The sequence below is a fragment of the Kitasatospora sp. NPDC096077 genome, assembly GCF_040303245.1.
Lineage (GTDB): Bacteria > Actinomycetota > Actinomycetes > Streptomycetales > Streptomycetaceae > Kitasatospora.
The window spans coordinates 24,827-47,189 of sequence record NZ_JBEOSV010000020.1; the positions used below are offsets into that span (position 1 = coordinate 24,827).

At 75.3% G+C, this 22,363-nt stretch carries 14 protein-coding genes; 9 read left to right on the forward strand and 5 right to left on the reverse strand.

Annotation, left to right across the window (positions count from 1 at the left end; genetic code table 11):
• Positions 1-65: 65 nt before the first annotated feature.
• From ABTZ03_RS19005 to ABTZ03_RS19015, 3 genes are all read right to left on the reverse strand, one after another.
• Positions 66-1,022, reverse strand: coding sequence for a phosphatidylinositol-specific phospholipase C (locus tag ABTZ03_RS19005; protein WP_350514152.1), 957 nt, complete (start codon positions 1,020-1,022; stop codon positions 66-68).
• Positions 1,023-1,112: 90 nt separating this feature from the next.
• Entirely contained in the window at positions 1,113-1,856 is a 744-nt protein-coding gene (locus tag ABTZ03_RS19010; RefSeq protein ID WP_350514153.1) for a class I SAM-dependent methyltransferase, read from the reverse strand.
• Between the two features lie 187 nt (positions 1,857-2,043).
• Positions 2,044-2,289 (reverse strand): hypothetical protein, encoded by a 246-nt coding sequence (locus tag ABTZ03_RS19015; RefSeq protein ID WP_350514154.1) that lies wholly within the window; start codon positions 2,287-2,289, stop codon positions 2,044-2,046.
• A 512-nt stretch (positions 2,290-2,801) separates the two neighbouring features.
• Here ABTZ03_RS19015 and ABTZ03_RS19020 point away from each other — a divergent pair.
• From ABTZ03_RS19020 to ABTZ03_RS19030, 3 genes are all read left to right on the forward strand, one after another.
• Positions 2,802-5,057: a hypothetical protein gene (locus ABTZ03_RS19020; protein ID WP_350514155.1), complete on the forward strand. Its 2,256-nt coding sequence runs from the start codon at positions 2,802-2,804 to the stop codon at positions 5,055-5,057.
• Positions 5,058-5,406: 349 nt separating this feature from the next.
• The gene (locus ABTZ03_RS19025) at positions 5,407-5,760 is read left to right on the forward strand and encodes a hypothetical protein (RefSeq protein WP_350514156.1); all 354 of its coding nucleotides are present in this window, start codon (positions 5,407-5,409) and stop codon (positions 5,758-5,760) included.
• Between the two features lie 205 nt (positions 5,761-5,965).
• Positions 5,966-6,589: a sigma-70 family RNA polymerase sigma factor gene (locus tag ABTZ03_RS19030; protein WP_350514157.1), complete on the forward strand. Its 624-nt coding sequence runs from the start codon at positions 5,966-5,968 to the stop codon at positions 6,587-6,589.
• A 72-nt stretch (positions 6,590-6,661) separates the two neighbouring features.
• Here ABTZ03_RS19030 and ABTZ03_RS19035 read toward each other — a convergent pair whose 3' ends face one another.
• A complete protein-coding gene (locus ABTZ03_RS19035) occupies positions 6,662-9,643 on the reverse strand; it encodes an AfsR/SARP family transcriptional regulator (protein WP_350514158.1) in 2,982 nt (993 codons plus the stop codon).
• Between the two features lie 260 nt (positions 9,644-9,903).
• Here ABTZ03_RS19035 and ABTZ03_RS19040 point away from each other — a divergent pair, with 260 nt between their 5' ends.
• The 3 genes from ABTZ03_RS19040 (at position 9,904) to ABTZ03_RS19050 (ending at position 15,843) form a co-directional block, all read left to right on the forward strand.
• Entirely contained in the window at positions 9,904-10,374 is a 471-nt protein-coding gene (locus tag ABTZ03_RS19040; protein ID WP_350514159.1) for a hypothetical protein, read from the forward strand.
• A 69-nt stretch (positions 10,375-10,443) separates the two neighbouring features.
• Positions 10,444-13,119, forward strand: a complete 2,676-nt coding sequence (locus tag ABTZ03_RS19045; RefSeq protein ID WP_350514160.1) for an AfsR/SARP family transcriptional regulator — start codon at positions 10,444-10,446, stop codon at positions 13,117-13,119.
• Between the two features lie 384 nt (positions 13,120-13,503).
• On the forward strand, positions 13,504-15,843 hold the full coding sequence (locus ABTZ03_RS19050; RefSeq protein ID WP_350514161.1) for an ATP-binding protein: 2,340 nt from the start codon (positions 13,504-13,506) through the stop codon (positions 15,841-15,843).
• Between the two features lie 50 nt (positions 15,844-15,893).
• On the opposite strand, the gene ABTZ03_RS19055 is transcribed toward ABTZ03_RS19050, so the two are convergent.
• Complete coding sequence (locus ABTZ03_RS19055; protein ID WP_350514162.1) at positions 15,894-17,192, reverse strand: serine hydrolase domain-containing protein; 1,299 nt, start codon at positions 17,190-17,192, stop codon at positions 15,894-15,896.
• 301 nt (positions 17,193-17,493) lie between these two features.
• Between ABTZ03_RS19055 and ABTZ03_RS19060 the strand changes: the two genes are divergently transcribed.
• From ABTZ03_RS19060 to ABTZ03_RS19070, 3 genes are all read left to right on the forward strand, one after another.
• Positions 17,494-18,486, forward strand: a complete 993-nt coding sequence (locus ABTZ03_RS19060) for a phospholipase D-like domain-containing protein (protein ID WP_350514163.1) — start codon at positions 17,494-17,496, stop codon at positions 18,484-18,486.
• Positions 18,487-18,588: 102 nt separating this feature from the next.
• Positions 18,589-19,506 (forward strand): alkaline phosphatase family protein, encoded by a 918-nt coding sequence (locus ABTZ03_RS19065; protein WP_350514164.1) that lies wholly within the window; start codon positions 18,589-18,591, stop codon positions 19,504-19,506.
• 307 nt (positions 19,507-19,813) lie between these two features.
• A complete protein-coding gene (locus tag ABTZ03_RS19070) occupies positions 19,814-22,300 on the forward strand; it encodes an AfsR/SARP family transcriptional regulator (protein WP_350514165.1) in 2,487 nt (828 codons plus the stop codon).
• Positions 22,301-22,363: the final 63 nt, after the last annotated feature.

A 22,363-nucleotide genomic window follows, 5' to 3' on the forward strand; every position in this document is an offset into this window, starting at 1 on the left:
GTGGTCGGGCCGTCGCCCGGCCACCCGGTCATCCGGTCGTCGTCCGCTCGTCCAACGGGCCCGCCTCAGACGAAGTTCTTGTCGACGAGCATCTGCAGCACGTTCACGTGGAAGTCCGGGAAGTCCATCGGGACGATCCCGAACCGGGCCCGCTGCCCGGTCCGGGCGCTCAGATACGGGTAGACGGCACGGTCCATCAGGGTCTGCGAGCTGGTCTTCGGCCAGTAACCGCCCGCATAGCTGAGGAAGTTCACGAACATCTTCGGGTAGCCCGGGTTGAGGTAGGCCTTGTCGAACTGGGCGACGATGTCCCGGCCCTTCTCGTTCAGCGCGTCCAGACCGCCGATCTGCCAGACGTCCTGGGTGTCGAACCAGTCGTTCTGCCCGCTGGACCAGTCGATCAGGCCCCACGGGTTGGCGAAGTCGGCGAGCAGGACGACCTTGCCGCGGGCCGCGCCCAGGGTGGGCCAGCCGTAGAAGTGGAACAGGTCGCGGTAGCCGAGGCCGTCCAGGTAGTGGTTCACCCGTCGCTGGAACTCCGTGTCGTCCAGGGCCTGTCCGCCGGCGTGCTCGTTCTTCAGCCGCATCAGGACCGTTTCGCCGGGCTGCGCCCGCAGGAAGGACCGGCACTGGTCGAGCACGTCCTGGAGCCGGATGTGCTGGTAGGCGTCGGAGTGGTAGATCCCGAGCTCGTCCGGCGCCCCCTCCAGGCCGTTGCAGCGGATGTCGAGGAAGCGGACGCCCTCCTGCAACTGCTGGGGGATGCCCCAGTTCTGGGTGTGCGACCACTCGGTGCCGTACCAGGGGTTCTGGCAGCAGGAGTCGTGCGTTCCCGGCACGGTGAGGTCGAGCAGGGAGAGGCCGCCGTCCAGCCGGCCCATCCAGCTCTCGGTGGCCTGCCCGCCCGGGGTGGTCGAGCGGCCCGCGGCCCGGGCGGAGGCCGTCCCGAACAGGCCCCCGGCGGCGGCCGCACCGACGGCTCCGGCACTCCATCTGAGAAGATCACGACGTGCGACGCCCATGGTCCGGCTCCCTCTGCCCCGCGCGTGGCTGTGACGATCGACGGTTGTCAGCCCCGACACTCCTCGAACGGGCCCGCCGCGTCAACGGGTTCAGCGCCGACCTTGCCGAGCCCCGTCCGGACCGACCGCCAACCACCGGGCCGGCAGCTCGATCCGCTCGCCCCCGGGGGCGAACTCGGTGAGCGAGAGCGGACGTTCGCCGGTGGCGAGGACGGTGAGGCCGACCGTGCGGAACAGCCGGTCGAAGGCCGCGTCGGCCACCTGGGCGGGCGCGAGACCGTGGGCGAAGACCGGGCGCAGCTTCGGCGGCGGCCCGGCCGGGTCCTGGACCAGTTCCTTCAGGACGTCCTTGGCCGACTCGGTCGGCTCGACCACGAAGGCCCGGCCGCGCGCCCCGACCAGGACGGCGACGGCCTCGGCGACCGGGCCGCGGTCGGCCGGATCGCTCTGGTGGATCAGGCCGCGGACGTAGACGTTGGCGTCGCCCAGGCGCTCGTGCAGGGCGCGGACGGCGTCCGCGTCGGTGGCGTCCAGCTGGGCGAACTCGGCCCGCTGCGCCGGTTCCTGGCGCCGGGCGAGCTCGACGGCGGTCTCCGACAGGTCGACACCGAGGACCCGGCCGAAGTGCTCGGCGAGGTAGCGGGTCTGCCGGCCGTTGCCGCAGCCCAGGTCGACCAGGGGCAGCCGGGGGTCGGCCAGGTGGGGCCGGAAGAGCGCGAGGTGGGGCTCCGCGGTGATGGCCGGTTCGGCGTCCCAGACCACTTCGCCGGGCGCTTCGGGTGCCTCGCGCCAGAAGCCCTCCCAGGCTTCCCGGTACCGACTCGTCACGCTCATGGCGGGGAACCTCCCTGTTCCGCACCGTGCCGTCACGCACGGTGTCGGGACCGTGTCTACCGGTCCCCGGTCCGGGAGGGCAAGGACCCCGGGCCCGGCCTGTCGCGTGGCGACGGCGGGCCCGGGGTGCCCCGGACGGCCTTCGGCGGTACGGCCGTTGGGTTGCCCGGTCCCCGGCTCCCCGGGCTCAGCGGCCGGGGTGCCAGTCCGCTTCGAGCGCGGTGCTGCCGTCCTCGCGGGTGACGGTGTGCCAGTGGGCGTGCAGCCCGGCCGGCCGGTCGGTCGAGCGGGGCGCGCCCATCGCCCCGAGCACGGAGCTGTCCAGCGGGCTGGCGGTCAGCCGCTCCAGCACCTGGGAGAAGGCGGCGCGCAGCCCGTGGCCCCGGTGGCGCGCATCGGGCACGACGGAATGGAACGCGGCGACTACGGACATGCGACTCACCTCCGGAAGGACCTGCGGACCTGCAGGTACGGCCCTCAGCTTGCGCCGTTCCGGGCGGCTCCGGCGGGGCATTGACGGGCTGCTGACGCCTTGCTGACGAGGCCCTGACGGCCGGGCGGCGCCCCGGTGGTCCGTCCGGTCTCCGCCGGGCCGGGGCCGCTCCTCCCGGAATTGACCCGACCGGTATTCCTGCGGCGGCGGGAAATGGCCGGGGCGGGGGGCGGTGGGAAGGCATTGTCGGGCGCCGGTCGGAACCGTAGGATGCGGCCGCCCGGAAGGCGGTCCAGAGGGTGAAGTGCCTGGTGGTGGCCGTCTGATCATGCTGTCATCAAATGCCGTTCACGCCACGTCCATTGAGGGGGAGTCGGCCGCGGAACGGGCTTCCACCAGTAATTCCCCAGCCCTTGGTAAATCTTGTTCCCAGGCGGCTGCGCGGGCCGATCCGGCCGGGCATTATCGGCTCCCATGAGTCGACTCACCGCAATACCGCAGGGGGCTTTCGCGTGAAGGCCTTCCGCTTCCTCCCCGTCGTCGCGCTGGCCGTCGCCACCGCGGTGATCGGGTTGGCCACCGTCGTGCCGGCCTCGGCCACCAGCTCGCGGGTGGACCTGAACGTCCTGGTGGTCACCGACGGCAATCCCTGGGTCGAGGGGATCCGGCAGCAGCTCTCCGCCGAGGGCGTGCCGACCACCGTCATCGACCTGACCAACAGCAGCCGGGCCACCATCACCGCCGCCTTCCTGGCCGACACCCTCGCCGACGGCACCCCGCACGGGCACTTCGAGGGTGTCGTCCTGCCCAACGACGCGCCGACCCAGCTCTCCGCGACCGAGCTGAGCACCCTGGCCGGGTACGAGCAGACCTACCAGGTCCGCCAGGTGGACTCCTACGTCTGGCCCGGCGCCAACACCGGCCTGACCGCGCCGACCTGGTCCGGCTCCTTCGACGCCACCACCGCCACCGCGACCGCCTCCGCCCGGGGCGACGCCTTCCACTACCTGAACGGCCCGGTGGCCTTCGAGGGCACCGCCGGCGGCAGCGGCTCGTACGGCTACCTGCCCACCCCGCTGCCCGACAACCCGGCCACCGGCTCGCACTTCGAGCCGTTCCTGACCGAGACGATCCCCGGCACCACCACCCAGGGCACCCTCGCCGGGGTCTACACCTCGGGCGGCCGCCAGCAGTTGGTGATGACCTTCGCCTACAACTACTACCAGCAGCAGTTCCGGCTGCTGGCGCACGGCATCGTGGACTGGGTCACCAAGGGCGTCCACCTCGGCTACTGGCGCAACTACTTCTCCGCCCACATCGACGACCTGTTCAACGCCAACTCCCGGTGGAGCCAGAGCGGCCACTGCACCCCCGGCGAGGGCGACTGCGTCGGCACCGTCCCGGCGACCCAGGCGATCCGGATGACGCCCGCGGACGTCACCGCGACCGTCGCCTGGGAGCAGCAGAACAACTACACGCTGGACTTCCTGTTCAACGGCGGCCCGAGCCTGGACTACGCGCAGGCCAACGGCGGCACCGACCCGCTGACCACCGCCCTGCTGGCGAACAAGAGCAGCTTCATGTGGCTCAACCACACCTACCAGCACCCGTTCCTGGGCTGCGTGCAGAACTTCACCGTGATCCCGTGGAAGTGCCAGACCGACTCGACCGGCGCGATCCAGTACGTCGACCAGGCCACGGTCAGCAGCCAGATCCAGCAGAACATCCAGTTCGGCCAGGCCAACGGGCTGCCGTTCCGGCCGGGCGAGCTGGTCGCCGGTGAGCACTCCGGCACCGTGATGCTGCCGCAGCAGCCCAGCGACAGCCCGAACTTCCTCGCCGCGCTCAGCCAGAACAACATCCAGTGGCTCGGTGTGGACGCCTCCCGGGAGACCGGCCAGCGGCAGATCGCCTCGGCGCTCGGCGTGCCGCGGCACCCGATCAACGTCTTCTACAACGTCTCCACCCAGTCCGACGAGGTGAGCGAGTACAACTGGCTCTACACCTCCAAGGCCAACGGCGGCAGCGGCAACTGCGAGGCCAATCCCGCCACCACCACCTGCATCTCGCCGCTGGACCTCAACGCCGGCTGGGCGTCGTACGTGCTGCCGATGCAGGAGAAGATCACCCTCGGGTACGTGCTCAGCAACGACCCGCGGCCGTTCTTCATGCACCAGTCGAACCTGACGGACGACCGGCTCGCCCTGCAGACGCTGACCGGCATCCTGTCGACGTACCGCGGTTGGTACACGGCGGACACCCCGATGGTGAACCAGACGCTCACCGACGCGGGCACCACCCTGCAGCAGCAGACCGCCTGGCAGCAGACCGAGAACTCCGGCGGGGTCAGCGGCTACGTCCAGGGCGGCGTGGTCACCGTGCAGGGCCCGTCCGGCACCACCGTCCCGGTCACCGTGCCCACCGGCACCACCGTGACCGGCGGCGCCGCCTTCGGCACCACGTACGGCGGCGAGCAGTCCGCCTACACCACGCTGGGCAGCGCGCCGACCGGCCTCACCGTGGCCAGCGCCCTGTTCGGCACCGCCACCAGCGGCGCCAGCCCGACCCCGAGCACCGGGCTCGCGCTGGCCTCGTACGCGGTCGGCTCGCCGCACGAGGTGAAGCGCAGCGGCACCTCGGTGACCGTGACCGACCCGTTCGGCACCCATGTGCTGCCCAGGCTCGCCGGCAAGCCGGACGAGGAGCTGCACGTCGGCGGCACCCACCACCACCCGTTCCAGACCCCGGTGGCGCAGACCGGGAAGTAGCCCGCACCACGACCGGCGGCCGGCCGGGGGCACCCGCCCCCGGCCGGCCGCCGTCGGTTCGGTGCCCGTCGGTCTGACGGCCCCGTAGGTGCGGGCCGGCTGTCGGTGGGCCCGGTTACGCTCCCGTCGGACGGACCCTCCCGAGGGGTCGTGGCCCGCCGGTCCGGGGCCCAGTTCGTGATCTTCGGGGCGAACCACGACACTGGGGACTGGCCCGGCCGGGCGTCGTCGTGGGCGGCGCGGTTCCGACCACGCCCGTACCGTCGGGTAACGCCCGCGGGCCGCGGCTGAACCCCGCTCGGCGGGAGCCACGTTGAGCGGGACGGGACGGGACGGGGGAAAACGCGGGATGGAAGCGGACGACGAGTCCGATGTGCGGGCGTACATCGCGGCGCTGGTGGGGATGGGGGCGCCGGTGGTGCCGGGTCCGTCCGGGCTGGCGGTGCCGGCGGGCACCGCGGACGGGGTGACGGCCGTCGCCCGGCGGCTGGCGATGGCGGTGCTGCCGGACCGGCGGCACCGGACGGAGCCGACGCCGGGCCTGCTGGCGGTGGCGCGGTCGCTGGTGGTGGACGAGCACCCGTCCGCGCCGGGGTGGACGGTGGCGGAGCGGGAGCGGCTGGCCGGGTGGGTCGCGGTGCTGATCGAGCACCGGGGCGAGGACGGGGTGGAGGAGCTGGTGCGGGCGCTCAACGGCGACTGAGCCGCGGGGCGGCGCCGGGGCGGTACCGGGACGGCGCCGGGGCGGTACCGGAGTGGCACCCGACGGTCGGTCGGGTGCCGGGTGGGCGGGCGTTGGCGGATTGTTGGCAGGTCCTTGGCGGCGCCCGGCAGGCTGCTGTTGCCGCCACGGGGGAGGTCCGGCGGAAGCCCTGCCGTGTGCCCTTGCCCGACCTGAGAGGTAGCGCGTGTCGAAGCAGTCCGTCGCTCAGCCCACGCCCGTCGTCCAGCCGCCCGCCGCTCCGCCGGCCGCCCCCGCGGTGACCCCGGAGCGGGCCCCGGCCCGACCGACCCTCGACCCCGACACCCTGGCCGAGATCCACCGCCTGCACGGCGGCTACCTGCTGCGCGCCCTGATCCGGGCCACCCGGGGTGACTACGGCAAGGCCGAGGACATCCTCCAGGAGACCCTGCTGCGCGCCTGGCAGCACCCCGAGGCGCTGGCCGCCGGTCCGGAGGCGAGCCGCCCGTGGCTGTTCACCGTCGCCCGGCGGATCGCGATCGACCACTACCGGATGGCCGCCGCCCGGGCCAAGGAGGTGATCGGCGAGCAGGTCGAGGACCGCCCGCTGGTCGACGACCCGTACGAGCAGGTGGTGGTCGCCCGGGACATCGCGCTGGCGCTGCGGCGGGTGCAGAAGCACCACCGCGAGGTGCTGGTCGAGCTGCACCTGAAGGACCGCTCGGTGCTGGAGGCCTCGGTCGAGCTGGGGGTGCCGCCGGGCACGGTCAAGTCCCGCAACTTCTACGCGGTCCGGGCGATGCGGCCGGTGCTGGCGGCGGAACACGGGTACGCGCCGGTCACCGGTTGAGCGGGGTCGTGCGGGCGGCGCTCCGGCCGCCGGGCCCGGCCGCGGCGGCCGGAGCCGGTGGCCGGGCGTCCGTCACCAGTTGTCGGTCGGCCGGTCGGCGGTGCGCAGGCTGAGCGAGGCCTCCAGGCCGGCGGTCAGCTCGCTGCGGTAGCCGGCGAGTTGCTCGTGCCGACGGAAGCGTTCCAGCGCCGAGAGCAGCCGCCGGCGCATCTCCGGCGCCCGGCCGCGCGCCACCAGGTGGGCCGCGTAGGACTGTTCGGCGACGGCGTGCAGGTAGAGCAGGCCCGCCTCCTCGCAGGCGGCCAGCACCCGGTGCCAGGCGAGGTCCGCGGTGTGGTCCCGGACGGTCGGCGGCATGGCCTGCGCCTCGGTCAGCAGTGACCACAGGTGCACCTGGGTGACCGGGCGGGGCGGCAGCAGTTCGCGGGCCTCCCGGGACAGCCGCTGCGCGCCCGCCGGATCGCCGGCCGCCAGACAGACCCAGCCCTGGTGGACCAGGGCGTCGACCAGCCGCTTCCGGTTGCCCGAGGCCACGGCGAGCGTCGCGGCGGCGGCCGCCAGCCTGCGCGCCTCGGTGGTGTCCCCGAGCATCGCGGTGACCAGGCCGAGGGTGGCCAGGGCCCGCACCCGGGCCGAGTCGGCGGCGGGCCCGTCGGCGGACTCGGCGGCGGCCACCGCCCGGCGGGCCGCCTCGGCCGCCTCGTGGCGGCGTTCCAGGGCGACCAGTGCCTGCGCCCGGCAGTTGTGCAGGAAGGCGGTCGCGACCGGGTCGGCGCAGCGCTCGGCCGCCGCGAGACCGGCCTCGGCGCGGGCCAGCCAGTCGGTGAAGCGGCTGGCGCCGTAGTAGAGCGCACCGGTGGTCAGGGCGAGCCGCCAGGCCCGGTCGGGGTGGCTGACGGCGGCCCGGTCGATCAGCACCCGGATCGCGGGCTCCTCGGCGTGGAACCAGTCGAGCGCGGTGCGGATGTCCGTGGCGGGCGCGGTGCGGACCTCGACGGCGGTCGGGGCGGCCCGGTCCGGTCGGGCGGGCGCCGGGGCGTCCTCCTGTCCGGGGTCGAGATGGCCGCCGCAGTGCCGGAGCGCGGCCCGGTAGTGGTCCAGCAGCCGGGTGAGGGCGTCCTCCCGGTCCCGCTCGGGCCGTTCGGCGAGCAGGTCGGCGCCGAACAGCCGGACCAGGTCGGTGCGGTGGTACCGGCCGGGGGCGGCGCCGGTGAGCAGCTGGCGGGCGGCCAGCTCGCCGAGCGCCCGGTGGGCGGTCGCGACGTCGCCGTCGAGCAGTGCGGCGGCGGCGTGGCCGTCCACCTCGCGGCCCGGGTGGAGGGCCAGCAGGGCGAGCAGGTCGGCTGCCGTCGAGGGGAGTTGACGGTACGTCAGCATCAGCTGGTGCCGCAGGCCGGTGTCGTCGTCCAGTTCCAGGGCGGCCAACCGGGTGTGTTCGTCGGCGAGTTCGGCGACCAGTTCGGCGAGTGCCCAGTCCGGGTGGGCGGCCAGTCGGGCGGCGGCGATCCGCAGGGCGTACGGCAGGTGTTCGCAGAGCTGGACGAGCAGGCCGGCGGCCTCCGGTTCGGCCTGCAGCCGTCCGGGGGTGAGCAGGTGCTCCAGCAGGGCCAGGGCGTCGGTCTCGGGCAGCGCGGTGAGCCGCAGCAGGGTGGCGTCGTCGGTGGCGACCAGCTTCTCCAGGGAGCCGCGCGCGGTGACCACGGCGGCGCAGTCCGGCCCCTCGGGGAGCAGGTCGGTGAGCTGGTCGGCGTCGGCGGCGTCGTCCAGGACCACCAGCAGTCGGCGGCCCCTGGTGTGTTCGCGGTAGAGCGCGGCGCGGGCGGCCCGGTCGGCCGGGAGGGCGTCGGCGGGGACGCCGAGGGCGCGCAGGAAGCGGCCGAGGACGGCGGCGGGGTCGGCCGGGCCGGCCGGGTCGAGGCCGCGCAGGTCGGCGTGGAGCTGGCCGTCCGGGTAGCGCTCGGCGGCCCGGTGGGCCCAGGCGGTGACCAGGGCGCTCTTCCCGGCGCCGGCCGGGCCGACCACCAGGGCCGGTCCGTCGGAGGGCCGGTCGGGGGCGCAGGCGCGGTCCAGCCACCGGGTCTCGGCGGTGCGGCCGATCAACCGGATTCCTTGCCGGGGGAGCAGCCTGGGAGTTTGGCGAAACGGTTCTGCAGATGGTCGGACGGCGGTCGTGGCAGCGGCCGGACGGTCACCGGCCGACGTCGCACCGACCGGAGCGGCACCGACCGGAGCGGCACCGGCCGAAGCGGCACCGACCGGAGCGGCCCCGGCGGAGGCGGCACCGGACACCGGGACGGCCGCCCCCGGCGCCTCCGCCCCGTCCTCCGCCAGCACCTCGGCGAACGCCGCCCGCAGCGCGGCGCCCGGCCGGATGCCCAGTTCGCGGTCCAGCCGCAGCCGGGTCCGGTGGTAGGCGTTCAGCGCGTCCGCGGGGCGCCCGGCCTGGTGCAGACAGCGCATCAGCAGCGCCACCAGCTCCTCGCGCAGCCCGTCCCGCCGGACCCGCTGCTCCAGCACCGGCACCGCCGCCGCGCCGGTGCCCTGCCGCAGCCGCAGCCCGGCCCACCGCAGCAGTGCGGCCAGGGCGGACTGCTTCAGGTGGTCCTCCGTGGCGGCCCGCAGCGGGGTGTCGGGCAGATCGGCCAGGGCGTCGCCGCGCCACAGCCGCAGCGCCTCCTCCAGCAGGGCGATCGCCTCCCCGTCGGCACCGCGCTCCGCGCGCTCGCCGGCCAGCCCCGCCAGCCGGGTGAAGCGCAGCGCGTCCACCTCCTCGGCCGGCCCGCTCAACAGGTAGCCGCAGGCCCGGGTGTGCAGCTCGAACGGGGTGTCGGCGAGCACCTTGCGCAGCGCCGCGACGTGCCCCTGCACCGCCGCCCGGGCACTGGCCGGCGGCCGGTCCCCCCACAGCAGCTCGCAGAACTGGTCCATGCTGACCACCTGCCCCAGCTGCAGCGCGGGCAGCGCCAGGACGGCCCGCCGCTGGGACCCGGCCAGCGTGGCCAGCCCACCCGCCGCGACCTGCAGCTCCACCGGCCCGAGCAGCCGAATCCGCACCCCGTACCCCCACCTCGCCCACACCCGCGACCTGACGGCGGTCGTCGGGGGCGAGCAAGTGTAATACCCACACATGTCCGGTTCGTGATCGAACGCCCGCGCCCGGTCGGGCCGCCACCCCTACAGAGTCCGGAGCGGTCCGGGTTGGTTGCCTGGGTCCGGAAAGGCGGCTGCGGAAGAACGGGGCAGGTCCGGGACGGCGGGCCCCGGCGGGGAAGGTTGGCTGTCGCGCCGCCGGACCGGCCGGATAGCGTTCGGGCATGGACGACACTCTCGGGCGACACGTGAACGCCCGGTACGAGCGGCTGGCCCAGCGGGCCCGCGACGAACTCGCCGCCGCCGGGCTGCCGGTGGTGCCGGCCGGCCTGGACGACGGGCTGGCCGTCGGTGCGGCGGTCCGGATCAGCGCCTGGAACCAGCACTTCGGGGAGGACCCGGAGGTGCTGGTCAGCTGGTACCCGAGCGCCCTGCTGCGGAGCAGCGCGGCGGCGGACCGCGAGCCGGGCGGCGAGCCCACCGCGGCGGCCGTCCAGGGCGGCCGGGTCCAGGCGGCGATGGCCACGGCGGTGACCGAGGTCCTGTCGGCGGCCGGCTTCACCGTCCGGGACCGCGGCGACGACCACGCGCCGTTCGACGTGCTGGTCGTCGACGGCCCGGACCACCGGACGCCGCCGGTCTGGTCCGACCCCGTCCGCCGCCCGGACCGGACGGCGAGCCGGTCCGCGAAGTGAACCCCCGCCGCCGGGCCCGTCGTCCTCTCCAGTGACGGGCCACGGCGGTGCGGACCCGGGAAGGGGAACATGGAGATCGAGCTGCTCGGGCCGATGACGGTCCGGCGGGCGGACGGCACGGTGGTCACGCCCTCCGCCCCGAAACGGCGCGCGCTGCTGGCCGCGCTGGCCGTCCGGCTGAACGAGCCGGTGGCCGCCGAGGAACTGATCGAGCTGGTCTGGGACGGCGCCGCGCCGCCGACCGCGCGGGCCGCCCTCCAGGGGCACGTCGCCGCGCTGCGCCAGCAACTGGGCGACCCCCGGCCGCCCCTGGGCACCCGGGGCGGCGGGTACGTCCTGGAGGGCGACCCGGACCGGGTCGACCTGCTGCGCTTCGGGGGGCTCTGCGACCGGGCCGGGGTCCTGCTGCCCGCGGTCGCCGCCCCGCCGGGGACCGACGACCCCACCGTCGCCCTGCTGCGTACGGCCCTCGGCCTGTGGCAGGGGCCCGCGCTCGCCGACTGCGGATCCGAGCTGCTGCGCGGGCGCACCCTCCCGCACCTGACCGACCTGCGGCTGCGCGCCCTGGACCGGCTGGCCCAGAGGCTGCTGCTGGCCGGCCGCGGCGGCGAGCTGGTGGCCGAACTCACCGCGGCGGCCGACGCCCACCCGGACCGGCAGCCGCTCGCCGCCCGGCTGGTCCAGTGCCTGGAACTGGCCGGCCGCGGACCGGAGGCCCGGGCCCGGTACGAGCATGTGGTGGCCCGGCTGTCCACCCCGCCCGGCCCCGAACTACGGCTGGCGGGCGAGCAGTTGGCGCGCCACGCGCCGACCGACCGGCGCTTCGTCGGCCGCGCTGCCGAACTCGCCCGGCTGCACGAGGCGCTCGGCGTCGCGGCCCGGACCGGCGGCCCGATCCTGGTCACCGGCCCGGCCGGGGTCGGCAAGACCGGCCTGGTCCAGCACTGGGCCGCCCAGCGCTTCCCCGAGGGCGTCCTCCAGGCCGACCTGCGCGGCACCGACCCGGCCGGGCCGCTGGACAGCGCCGACGTGCTGACCGGATTCCTCACCGAACTCGGCGTCGCCCCCGAGGCCGTCCCCGCCGAACCCGAGGAACGCGCCGCCCGCTACCGCGAACTGCTCGTCGACCGCCGGATCCTGATCCTGCTGGACGATGCCGCCTCCTACCGCCAGCTCGCCCCGCTGCTGCCCGGCCGGCACCCGGCGGCGAGCACCGCCCTGGGTCCGGTCGCCGTCGTCACCAGCCGCAACCGGCTGCGCGAACTGCTGCTCCACGAGGACGCGATCGCCCTCCCGCTCGACCCGCTCGACCCGGCGGACGCCCACGCGCTGCTCGCCCGCGCCCTCGGCCCCGACCGCCCGGCCGCCGACCCGGAGACCGCCGACGCCATCGCCGCCCTCGCCGAGCACTGCGACCGCCTCCCGCTCGCCCTGCGCCTGGCCGCCGCCCGGCTGGCCGCCCGCCCCGACTGGTCACCGGCCGACCTCGCCGCCGAACTCGCCGACGAGCAGACCGGCCTCGCCGCCCTGGCCGGCCCCGGCACCGCCCGCGGCCCGATCGGCGTCGCCGCCACCCTGGACCGCACCCACCGAGCCCTGCCGCCCGCCGCCGCCCGGCTGTTCACCCTGCTGGGACTGCACCCCGGCGGGGTGATCGACACCGCCACCGCCGCCGCCCTCGCCGACCTCCGGCCCGCCGCCGCCCGCACCCTGCTGACCTCGCTCGACGCCGTCCACCTGCTGGCCGAGACCACCCCCGGCCACTACGCCCGCCGCGAGCTGGTCCGCCGCTACGCCGCCGGACAGGCCGCCGAACTGGACTGCGACGAGCGCTTCGGCGCCCTCGACCGGCTGATCGCCCACTACCTGGACCTCACCGCCCGGTGGGCCGACACCGACGACGCCGGCGGCGCCACCCCGCCGGGGGCCTGGTTCCGCCGGGAGGAGAGCGCCCTGCGCGCCGTGGTGCTCAGCGCCGAACAGTACGGCCGCACCGGCGCCGCCTGGCAACTCGCCCACCGCACCAGCCTGCTGTACGAGCTGGCGGAGGAGGGCGGCGGCCACGACCGGACCGACTGGCGGGCCGTCGCCGAGATCGGGCTGCGCGCCGCGCACACCGACCAGGACGACCCGGCCCTCGCCCGGCTGGGCACCGACCTCGCCGTCCTGCACGTCCGCCGCTCCGCCCACCGCACCGCCCTGGACCACCTGGACGCGGCGGTCGCGGCCGCCGACCGGGCCGGGGACACCCTGCTGCGCCACCACTGCCGGCGCCGGGTGGCCGCCGCCCTGGTCCGGGCCGGACAGTACGACCGGGCGCTGCCGCTGCTCACCGACCTGGTCACCGCCGCCCGCACCCCGGCTGCCGACCACCTGCTGGTGCGGGCGCTCACCGACCTCGCCGAGGCCCTGGTGCTGGCCGGCACCCCGGACCGCGCGCTCACCCACGCCGACGAGGCGGTCCGGATCGCCACCACCCCCACCGGCACCCACCGCCCGGGCGGCATCGGGGCGGTGCTCGCCACCCACGGCCGGGCCCGCGCCCTGCACGCCCTCGGCCGCCGGGACGCCGCCCTGTCCTCGGCCCGCCTCGCCGTCGCCCTCGGCCGCACCGTCGGCGACCCCGCCGTGGAGGCCCGCTCGCACGGACTGCTGGCCGACCTGCTGTCCGAGCTCGGCCGCAACACCGAGGCGGCGGAGGCCAGGAGTCGGGGTCGCGCGCTGGCCGCCGCGGGGGAGCGGTAGCGCCCCGGGCCGTGCAGCGCCCCCGGGCCGTGCAGCGCTCCCAGGCCGTGCAGCGCCGGGGGCGGGAGCCGGCCCGGTGGCACGCGGGGCGCCGCCGCCGGTGGGCGCGGGTGGCGCCGCGGATCCGCCGGACGTCAAGGCCCGCGAACACAACCGCCTGCCGTTCCGCACGCCGCAGGCGGAACTACCGGCGGTTCCGCCAGGCGGAACCGCCCACCGTCCGCCGGCGTCCCCGGTGTCCCGCCAGGCGGCGGGCGGGTGCCGGTGGCACTTCCGCCGGGGCATACTTCTGCCTGCGGGTATCTGTCCGGGCGCGTCGTCCGGCAGAACTGCGACGGAACCGCGGCAGAACCGCGGCGGCGCGAACCAGGGCGGGGCGGAGAGATGACGGTGGCGAGCGGTACGGGGGAGTTCGGCCACCTGCTGGCCGGGCACCGGGTGGCGGCGGGCCTGACCCAGGAGGACCTGTCCGCCGCGGCCGGGGTCAGCCTGCGCGCCCTCGGCGACATGGAGCGCGGCCGGACCCGGGGCCCGCAGCGGCGCACCGTCCAGGCGCTGGCCGCCGCACTGGGCCTGGACGGCGCGCAGACCGCCGGGCTGGAGCGGGCCGCGCAGTCCGGCCGCCCCCGGGGCGTCCGCCGGGTGCCGCCCCAGGTCCCGGCCGTCCGGCCGTTCGGCCAGGAGTCCGACCCGCCGCAGCCGGCCGCGGAGGCGGGCACGGAGCCGGAACCGGAGGCCGACCCGGCACCGCCCGGCGCCCTCGCCCTCCCGCGCGACCTCGCCGACTTCACCGCCCGTGAGCAGGCCTTCGCCGACCTCGCCGCGCTCACCGCGGAACAGCACCCCGCCCACCCCCGGGTGGTGCTGGTCAGCGGTCAGCCCGGCCTCGGCAAGACCGCCTTCGCCCTGCACGCCGCCCATGCCCTGGCCGAGGGCTTCCCGGACGGTCAGCTCTCCCTCGACCTCGGCGGCACGGCGGCCACCCCGCTGTCCGCCCGGGAGGCGCTCGGCCAGGTGCTGCGCGCCCTCGGGGTCGCGGACCAGGCGGTGCCCGCGGGGACGGAGGAGCGGGCCGGACTGTTCCGGGCCCTGGTGCGCGAGCGCCGGCTGGTCCTGGTGCTGGACAACGCCGCCGACGAGGGCCAGGTGCGCCCGCTGCTGCCCGGGGCCGGCCCGGCCGTGACCATCGTGACCAGCCGGCACGCGCTGCCCGGCCTGGAGGCGGTGCACCGGCTACGGCTGGACGTGCTCTCCCCGGGCGAGGCCGCCGCCCTGCTGGCCCGGATCGCCGGGCCCGAGCGGGTCCAGGCCGCGCCGGACGCCACCGCCGAACTGGCCCGGCTCTGCGGCTACCTGCCGCTGGCGCTGCGGATCGCCGGGCAGCGGCTGGTGGCCCGGCCGCAGCAGCCGGTGGCCCAGCTGGTGCGTCAGCTCGCCGCCGAGGAGAACCGCCTGGACCTGCTGGAGACCGGGGACCTCGGGGTCCGCCCGGCCTTCGAACTGTCCTACCGCCGACTGCCCGCCGAGGCCCGACTGGTGCTGCGGCGCTGCGCGTTGACCGCCGGGCAGGACTTCACCGCGGCCGTGCTGGCCCGCTACGCGGGGCTGTCGGCGGCGCGCACCGAACTGGTCCTGGAACGGCTGGTCGACGTCGGCCTGGTGCAGCCGGCCACCCCGGAGCGCTACCGGCTGCACGACCTGGTGCGGCTGTACGTGGGGGAGCGCCTCGGGCACGACGAACCGGCCGGGGCGGTGGCCGGGGCCCGGACCGAGGCCGGGCGCGGACTGCTGGGCGAGGCGGCGGGGTACGGCCTGCGGTTCGACCCGGACCATGTCGCGGCCGCGGGCGCCGACGGTTCGCCGGAGTCGCTCGCCGAGGCGGCGCGCTGGCTGGAGGACGAGCACCCGGAGTGGCTGGCCGCGCTGTACCGGGCACAACTGGAGGGCCGGCACCGGGAGGTGATCGACACCGCCGAGGCCATGCACTGGTTCTCCGACCGGCTGCTGAGCTGGGACCTCTGGGGCGAGGTGTTCCAGCTGTCGGTGGACGCGGCCCGGGCGTGCGGCGACCGGCGGGCCGAGGCGGTGCACGTGAACTACCTGGCCTGGACGTACGTCACCTGTCTGCACCGCTACCAGCGCGGCATCGAACTGGCCGGTGAGGGACTGCGGTTGGCCCGGGACCTGGGCGACCACGAGCAGCAGGGCTGGGCGCTCACCTACCTCGGCTCCGGGCTGCGGCACCTGCAGCGCCACCGGGAGGCGAGCGAGAGCTACCAGCGGGCGGCGGAGGCCTTCGGCGAGGTCGACAACCGGGCCGCGATGATCGGCCGGCTGGTGACCCTGCGCGGCGCGGCGACCTGTCTGCGCGAGCTCGGCCGGGCCGACGAGGCGGCGGACTCCCGCCGCCGGGCGCTGGCCGGCGCGCTGGAGCTGGTGGAGCACTGGTCCTCACCGCTGATGCACCTGCTGGCGGCCATGACGGCGCACGAACTCGGCCAGGACCGGGCGGCGTTGCAGCGCTGGCCGGCCGCCGAGAAGGCGTTCCGGCAGGCGCTGTTCCACTACGAGGCGATCGGGCGCCCGGACAGCATGACCAAGACGCTGACCGAGCTCGGCACCGCGCTGATCGAGCAGGGGCGGGCCGACGAGGCCCGGGAGATCCTCACCGAGGCGCTCACCGATCTGAGCGCGGACGGCCGTCCGGGCCGGGCTGCGCCGTAACGACCCGGGCCGGGCCACGCCGTAACAGCGTGACCCGGCCCGGTGCGGCGTCAGATCCGGGTGTCCTCCACGACCGGCAGCCCCTGGCCGTTCTGGTTGCCCTGGGTGCCCTGGAAGTCCCGGGCGGCCGGCGCGAAGCCGTTGCGCGGCGCGGCGGCCGGCTTCTTGCCGCAGAAGGCCGGCTCCAGGGTGTTCATCAGGCCCTGGGTGACCGAGCCGTTGTTGGAGGCGTTGGCGAAGGCCACCACCGAGCGCCGCCCGTCCGGGGTGGTGAAGGACTGGGTCTGGTAGCCCTGGACGATGCCGCCGTGCCCGTACACGTCCCCGCAGGAGAGCGAGATGCGGCGCAGGCCCAGCCCGTAGGAGATCTTGGCGGTCGGGGTGGGCAGCGCGGCCTCCATCTGGTGCAGCGAGTCGTCCGAGACCAGCCCGCCCTGGCTGCCGGCCATCAGCGCGGTGAGGAAGGTGTCGAGGTCCCCGGAGGTGGAGATGACCGCCCCGGCGCTCCACACCCAGGAGCCGTTCTGCTCGGTGGAGTCCAGCAGCGGCTTGCTGCGGTCGTCGTTGGTGAGGTAGCCGGTGATGTGCGCGCCGGCGATCCGCTGGTCGGGGACGACGAAGGAGGTCTGCTCCAGGCCGAGCGGCTCGATGATCCGGTCCCGCAGCACGTCCTGGTAGGGGCGGCCGGTGAGGTTCTCGATCGCGAGGCCCATCAGCACGAAGTCGGTGTTGGAGTAGGAGTAGCGGCTGCCCGGGGTGTACTGCTGCCCGTGCTTGACGGACATCGCGACCAGGTCGGCCGGCGCGTAGACCGTGTTGCGGATCCGGGCCTCGAAGGCGCTGGTGGTCTCCTCGCCGGCCTGCTCCAGCAGGTCGTTGGTGTGGTCGTAGATGCCGGCCCGGTGCTCCATCACCTGGCGGCCGGTCATCGTCCAGCTGTCCGGGAGGGTGCCGGCCGGGAGGTAGTCGCGGATCGGCTTGTCGAGGTCGATCCGGCCCTCCTGCGCCAGCTGCATCACGAGAACGGCCGCGAACATCTTGCTGTTGCTGCCGACCCGGAACCTCCACGAGGAGTTCATCGGGGTCCCGTCCAGGTCGGCCTTGCCGACGGTCAGCGAGCGGGTCCGGTCGCCGTTGCCGTCGTCGCCGTGGTCGCGGATGACCGCGAAGGCGCCGGGGGCGCCTGCGGCGGTGGTGGCTTGAAGCGCGCTCTGCACGCCGGCGGTGTCGGGGGTGGGCAGAGCCGCGCCGTCACGGTCGGCGGCCAGGGCGGGCACGGCCCCGGAAGCCGCCAGGACGACGGCGGCTGCGGCCACCGCGAGCGGACGCAGAAGGCTGGTCTTCGCCATGTTCCTCGGTTCTCTCTCGGGCTGACGCGGTGTCGGATCACCTCGGTCGAAGATCACTATCTCCGCTTCGGGCGGTCGGTGGCAATGTGAACCGGATCGCCCGCATCCTCCGTTGACCGGCCGTTTTGTCATGCGCACCATTCGTTTCCCGGCTCGGGGGCAAGGTTTTACCTCCCGTGGTCTACCCGCGTTGACTGCCGCGCCCGCATGCTGTTCGAGCGCTTTCGCCCGTCCCGTCCGCATCGTGCGGCCCCGGTGCGAGGCGCCCGACTTCCCCCCTTCATCGACCATGGAGTCCCCCATGACCCTGGCCACCCTCGCGCGCCGTGCCGGCGCGCTGCTGCTCGCCGGCGCCGGCCTGATATCCGCCACCGGCACCGCGCAGGCCGACGCCGTCACCGGCACCTTCTCGACGGTCGTCTTCCCGGACCAGAGCCACAGCCTGGTCGTCAGCTTCATCAACTCGGCCACCAGCTCGGTCGATGTGACGATGTACGAGCTGCGCGACACCACCGCCGTCAAGGCCCTGATCGCCCGTCAGCAGGCCGGTGTGCAGGTCCGGGTGATCCTGGACCGCAAGCACACCTCGGTCAACGGCGCCGCCTACAAGGCCCTGAGCGCGGCCGGCGTGGGCGTGACCTACTCCTCCTCGGCCTTCGTCTACACCCACCAGAAGACCGTCACGGTGGACGGCGCCAAGTCCCTGATCCTGACCGGGAACCTGGACTCCACCTACTACGACAGCAGCCGCGACTACGGCGTCTTCGACACCGACGCCAACGACGTCGCCGCGATCGAGCAGGTCTTCGCCGCCGACTACGCCCAGACCTCGATCACCCCCTCGGACGGCGACAACCTGGTCTGGTCGCCCACCGACTCCCAGGACCGCCTGCTCGCGCTGATCAACGGCGCCCAGACCTCCCTGGACGTCCAGGAGCTGGAGTTCGGCGACCCGGCCCTGGTCGACGCCCTCACCGCCGCCGCCAACCGCGGCGTCACCGTGCGTGTCGTCGGCATGAACCCGAGCTCCTACGGCAGCCAGTTCGACCAGGTCACCGCGGCCGGCGCCAAGGTCGTCACGTACTCCTCGACCACCGGCCTGTACATCCACGCCAAGGCCATCGTCGCCGACTACGGCACCTCCACCGCCAAGGTGTTCGCCGGCTCGGAGAACTTCTCCGACAACTCGCTGAACAACAACCGCGAGCTGGGCCTGATCGTCTCCGACTCCGGGGTGCTCAACACCATCGAGACGACCTTCGCCACCGACTTCTCCAACGGCGCGCCCTACTAGGCCCTGTCCGGCCCTAGGCCCCTTACCGAGCCCCTCCGGCTCCGGCACCTCTCGTTCCGGGCGGCCCCGACACCGGGGCCGCCCTCCACCCGAGGAATGGTCATGACCGCGTCCGCGAAGCCCCTGAACGACGCCCGCCCCGCCGCCGCCCGGCCCCGCTCGCGCCGCACCGCGCTCGCGATCGGTTCGGCCGTCGCCCTGCTCGCCGGTTCCGTCGGACTCTGGGCGGCCGCCGGCACCGCCCAGGCGGCCGGACTGCCCACGCCCGACCACGTCGTGGTCGTGGTGCTGGAGAACCACGCCTACAGCCAGATCATCGGCAGCAGCAGCGCCCCGTACCTCAACAAGACGCTGGCGGCGGGCGGCGCCACCCTCACCCAGTCCTACGCCATCACCCACCCCAGCGAGCCCAACTACTACGCGCTGTTCTCCGGCTCCACCCAGGGCACCGTCGACGACGGCTGCGTGACGGTCGGCGGCTTCCAGGCCCCGAACCTGGCCTCCGAGGTGACCGCCGCCGGGAAGACCTGGGCGAGCTACAACGAGTCGCTGCCGAGCCAGGGCAGCACCGTGTGCAGCAGCGGCAAGTACGCCCAGAAGCACAACCCCTGGTTCGGCTTCGGGAACGTGCCGCTCAACACCGCCCTGACCTTCGCCCAGTTCCCGGGCGACTACAGCACCCTGCCCACGGTGTCCTTCGTGGTGCCGAACCTGTGCAGCGACATGCACGACTGCTCGGTGAGCACCGGCGACACCTGGATCAAGAACAACCTCGGGGCGTACGCCACCTGGGCGCAGAGCCACAACAGCCTGCTGCTGGTCACCTTCGACGAGGACAACAGCCTCTCCGGCAACCGGATCCCGACCCTGGTCTACGGCGCCCACGTCACCCCGGGCGCGACCTCGGCCACCCGCTACAACCACTACAACGTGCTGCGCACCCTGGAGGACCTCGCCGGGGCGAGCGGCCACGCGGGCAACGCGGCCGGTGTGACGGACATCACGGGCATCTGGAACTGACCTCCCGGCGGCAGCCGGTCGCACCGACCGGCTGCCGCCGCGCGGTCGCCGGTCATCCCCCGTACACGTACCGCTTCCCCGCCTCGCGCGGCCGTCCCGCCGACGCCCGTCCGCACCCGGCCTCCCGCACCGTCTCCGCCGACCATTCGGCCACCGCCGAACCCGGAACGCCCTGGCCCCCGGGTGCGTTGACCCGCGCACGAGGATCGGCACCCCGCCCGGTCACCGGCCCGGACGGGGACGCCACGGTCCGACACCGCGGCCCGACCGGCCGCGGACGGGCCGGGCACGGGGGAGAGGACGTCGCATGGTGCGGTACGGGATCCTGGGGCCGTTCGAGGTCCGCTTCGACGGGGCGGCGGTGACGGTGCCGCGCCCGCGCCAGCGCGCGGGCCTGGCCCTGCTGCTGCTCCATGCCAACCATCCGGTCAGCATCGACCGGATGGTGGACGCCCTCTGGGGCGACGCCCCGCCGCGGACGGCCCGCGCGCAGGTGCACACCGTCGTCTCCACGCTCCGCCGGGCGCTCCCGCCGCCGGCCGCGCAGGCCCTCACCCTGGACCCGGCCGGCTACCGCCTCGCCGTCCGCGACGAGGACCTGGACACGGCGGAGTTCGGCGCCGCGTTGGCCCGGGCCCGGCGACTGGCCGACCAGGGCCGCCCGGAGGAGGCGGCCGACCGGCTCCGGCAGGCGCTGGCCCTGTGGCGCGGCGAGGCGCTGAGCGGCATCGACGCCCCGTTCGCCGCCGCGGCCCGGGCCCGCCTGGACGAAGCGCGGTTCACCGCCTACGAGTTGCTGGCCGATCTGGAACTGGCCCGCGGGCGGCACCGTGAGCTGGTGCCGGAACTGACCGCGCTCGCGGGCGAGTTCCCGGCCCGCGAGTCGATCGCCGAACGGGCCGCCGGCGCGCTCTACCGCTGCGGCCGGCAGGCCGACGCGCTCGCGGTCGTCCGGGCCACCCGGCGGGTGCTGGCCGAGGAGTACGGGCTCGACCCCGGTGAGCGGCTGCTGGAGCTGGAACGCGCGATCCTGCGGCACGAGCTGCCGGTCGACCCGCCCGCCGATCCGCCGGTCGGCCGGCCCACCCGGGCCGACGGCGCCGGACCGGACCTCCCGGACCTCCCGGACCACCCCGAGCGACCGCCGGCCCCGCCGACCCCGGCCCAACTGCCGCAGGTCACCTCGGGGTTCGTCGGCCGGCGGGAGGAGATCGACCGGCTGGCCGAGCTGTCCGCGGCCGGTTGTGACACCAGCCGGATCGTGGCGGTCACCGGTCCGGCCGGGGTCGGCAAGACCTCGCTGGTGCTGCGCTCGGCCCGGGAGCTGGCCGCCCAGTACCCGGACGGCCAGATCTTCGTCGACCTGCACGGCTACGACCGGGACGAGCACGAGTCGCCCGCCGGGGTGCTGGAACGCCTGCTGCTCGCCCTCGGCGTCCCCGGCCCGCTGATCCCGCACGACGAGGCGCTGCGCGAGGACCTCTACCGCTCGACGGTGGCCGGCCGCCGCCTGCTGGTGGTGCTGGACGACGCCCGGGACCACGAGCACGTCCGCCCGCTGCTGCCCAACTCGCCGCAGAGCTTCACCGTGGTCACCAGCCGGGGCAAGCTCGGCGGCCTGGTCGCGACCACGGGCGCGGTACCGCTGCGGCTCGGCGTCCTGTCGCCCGTGGACTCGGTCGAGGTGCTCGGCCGGATCGCCGGACGGGACCGGGTCGCCGACGCGCCGGAGGCCGCCGGGGAGCTCGCCCGGCTCTGCGGCGGACTGCCGCTGGCCCTGCGGATCTCGGCGGTCCGGCTCGCCGAGCGGCCCGAACTGCCGCTCTCCGGCCTCGCCGCGGAACTCGCCCCCGAGGACGAGCGGCTCACCGCGCTCAGCCTGCCGGACGGCGACCTGGCCGTCTCCCGGGTGCTGGAGCACAGCTACCGCCGGCTCGGCCCGGACGCCGGCCGGCTGCTGCGGCTGCTCGGCCTGCACCCGGCCGAGTCCGTCGCGGAACCCGTCGCGGCCGCCCTGTCCGGCGGGCCGGACGCCCCGCTCGGCGCCTCCGGGGCGGCCGTCCGGCCGCTGCTGCGGATCCTGGAGTCGCTTCACCTGATCGAGCCGGCCGCCGACGGCCGCTACCGGATGCACGACCTGGTCCGGCTGTACGGGCGTCAGCTCGCCGCCGAGGACCCGGCGTCCTCGGCGGCCGCCCGGGAGCGGATGTTCGACTGGTACGTCACGGTCGCCGACGCCGCCCGGCGGCTGGTCGCCCCGGCCGGGCCGCACGTCCCGGCCGAACCGCGCCACCCCTGGGCCGGCCCGTACCCGTTCGAGGACGCGATCGCGGCCCGGGCCTGGTTCCGGGCGGAGGCCGGCACCCTGCTCGCCCTCACCCGGCTCGCCGCCTCGCTCGGCGACCACCGCACGACCTGGCAGCTGGCCGTGGTGCAGCAGAACCACCTGATCGGCGGCCACGGACTCGACGCCCTGGTGGAGACCCAGCAACTCGGCGAGCACGCGGCCGTCCTGGCGGGCCACGGCCCGGCCGCCGCCGCGCTGGCGAGCAGCCTGGGCATCGCCTTCGCGATCCGGCGGGACGCCCGGGCCCGCAGGTACCTGCTGCGGGCCGTCAACGGCTTCCTCGCCCTCGGCGACCTGCGCCGCGCGGCCGGCACCTGGCTGTATCTCGGCGACCTGGACAACGGGACCGCCCACCGGTTGTGCCTCGCGGCGCTGGGTCGCCCGGTGCCGGAGGACGAGGGGTTCCTCGAACGGGCCGTCCGGGCGCGGCTCGCGGAGTCCGCCTGACCGCGCGGGGCGCGGGAAAGCCGCAGGCCGTGACGGGTGGGGCGGGCGGGTAGTCGATGGAGA

Coding starts and splice junctions, on each gene's coding strand:
- ABTZ03_RS19005 (WP_350514152.1), bottom strand. CDS start 1,022: ATGGGCGTCGCACGTCGTGATCTTCTCAGATGGAGTGCCGGAGCCGTC.
- ABTZ03_RS19010 (WP_350514153.1), bottom strand. CDS start 1,856: ATGAGCGTGACGAGTCGGTACCGGGAAGCCTGGGAGGGCTTCTGGCGC.
- ABTZ03_RS19015 (WP_350514154.1), bottom strand. CDS start 2,289: ATGTCCGTAGTCGCCGCGTTCCATTCCGTCGTGCCCGATGCGCGCCAC.
- ABTZ03_RS19025 (WP_350514156.1), top strand. CDS start 5,407: ATGGAAGCGGACGACGAGTCCGATGTGCGGGCGTACATCGCGGCGCTG.
- ABTZ03_RS19040 (WP_350514159.1), top strand. CDS start 9,904: ATGGACGACACTCTCGGGCGACACGTGAACGCCCGGTACGAGCGGCTG.
- ABTZ03_RS19045 (WP_350514160.1), top strand. CDS start 10,444: ATGGAGATCGAGCTGCTCGGGCCGATGACGGTCCGGCGGGCGGACGGC.
- ABTZ03_RS19050 (WP_350514161.1), top strand. CDS start 13,504: ATGACGGTGGCGAGCGGTACGGGGGAGTTCGGCCACCTGCTGGCCGGG.
- ABTZ03_RS19055 (WP_350514162.1), bottom strand. CDS start 17,192: ATGGCGAAGACCAGCCTTCTGCGTCCGCTCGCGGTGGCCGCAGCCGCC.
- ABTZ03_RS19060 (WP_350514163.1), top strand. CDS start 17,494: ATGACCCTGGCCACCCTCGCGCGCCGTGCCGGCGCGCTGCTGCTCGCC.
- ABTZ03_RS19065 (WP_350514164.1), top strand. CDS start 18,589: ATGACCGCGTCCGCGAAGCCCCTGAACGACGCCCGCCCCGCCGCCGCC.
- ABTZ03_RS19070 (WP_350514165.1), top strand. CDS start 19,814: ATGGTGCGGTACGGGATCCTGGGGCCGTTCGAGGTCCGCTTCGACGGG.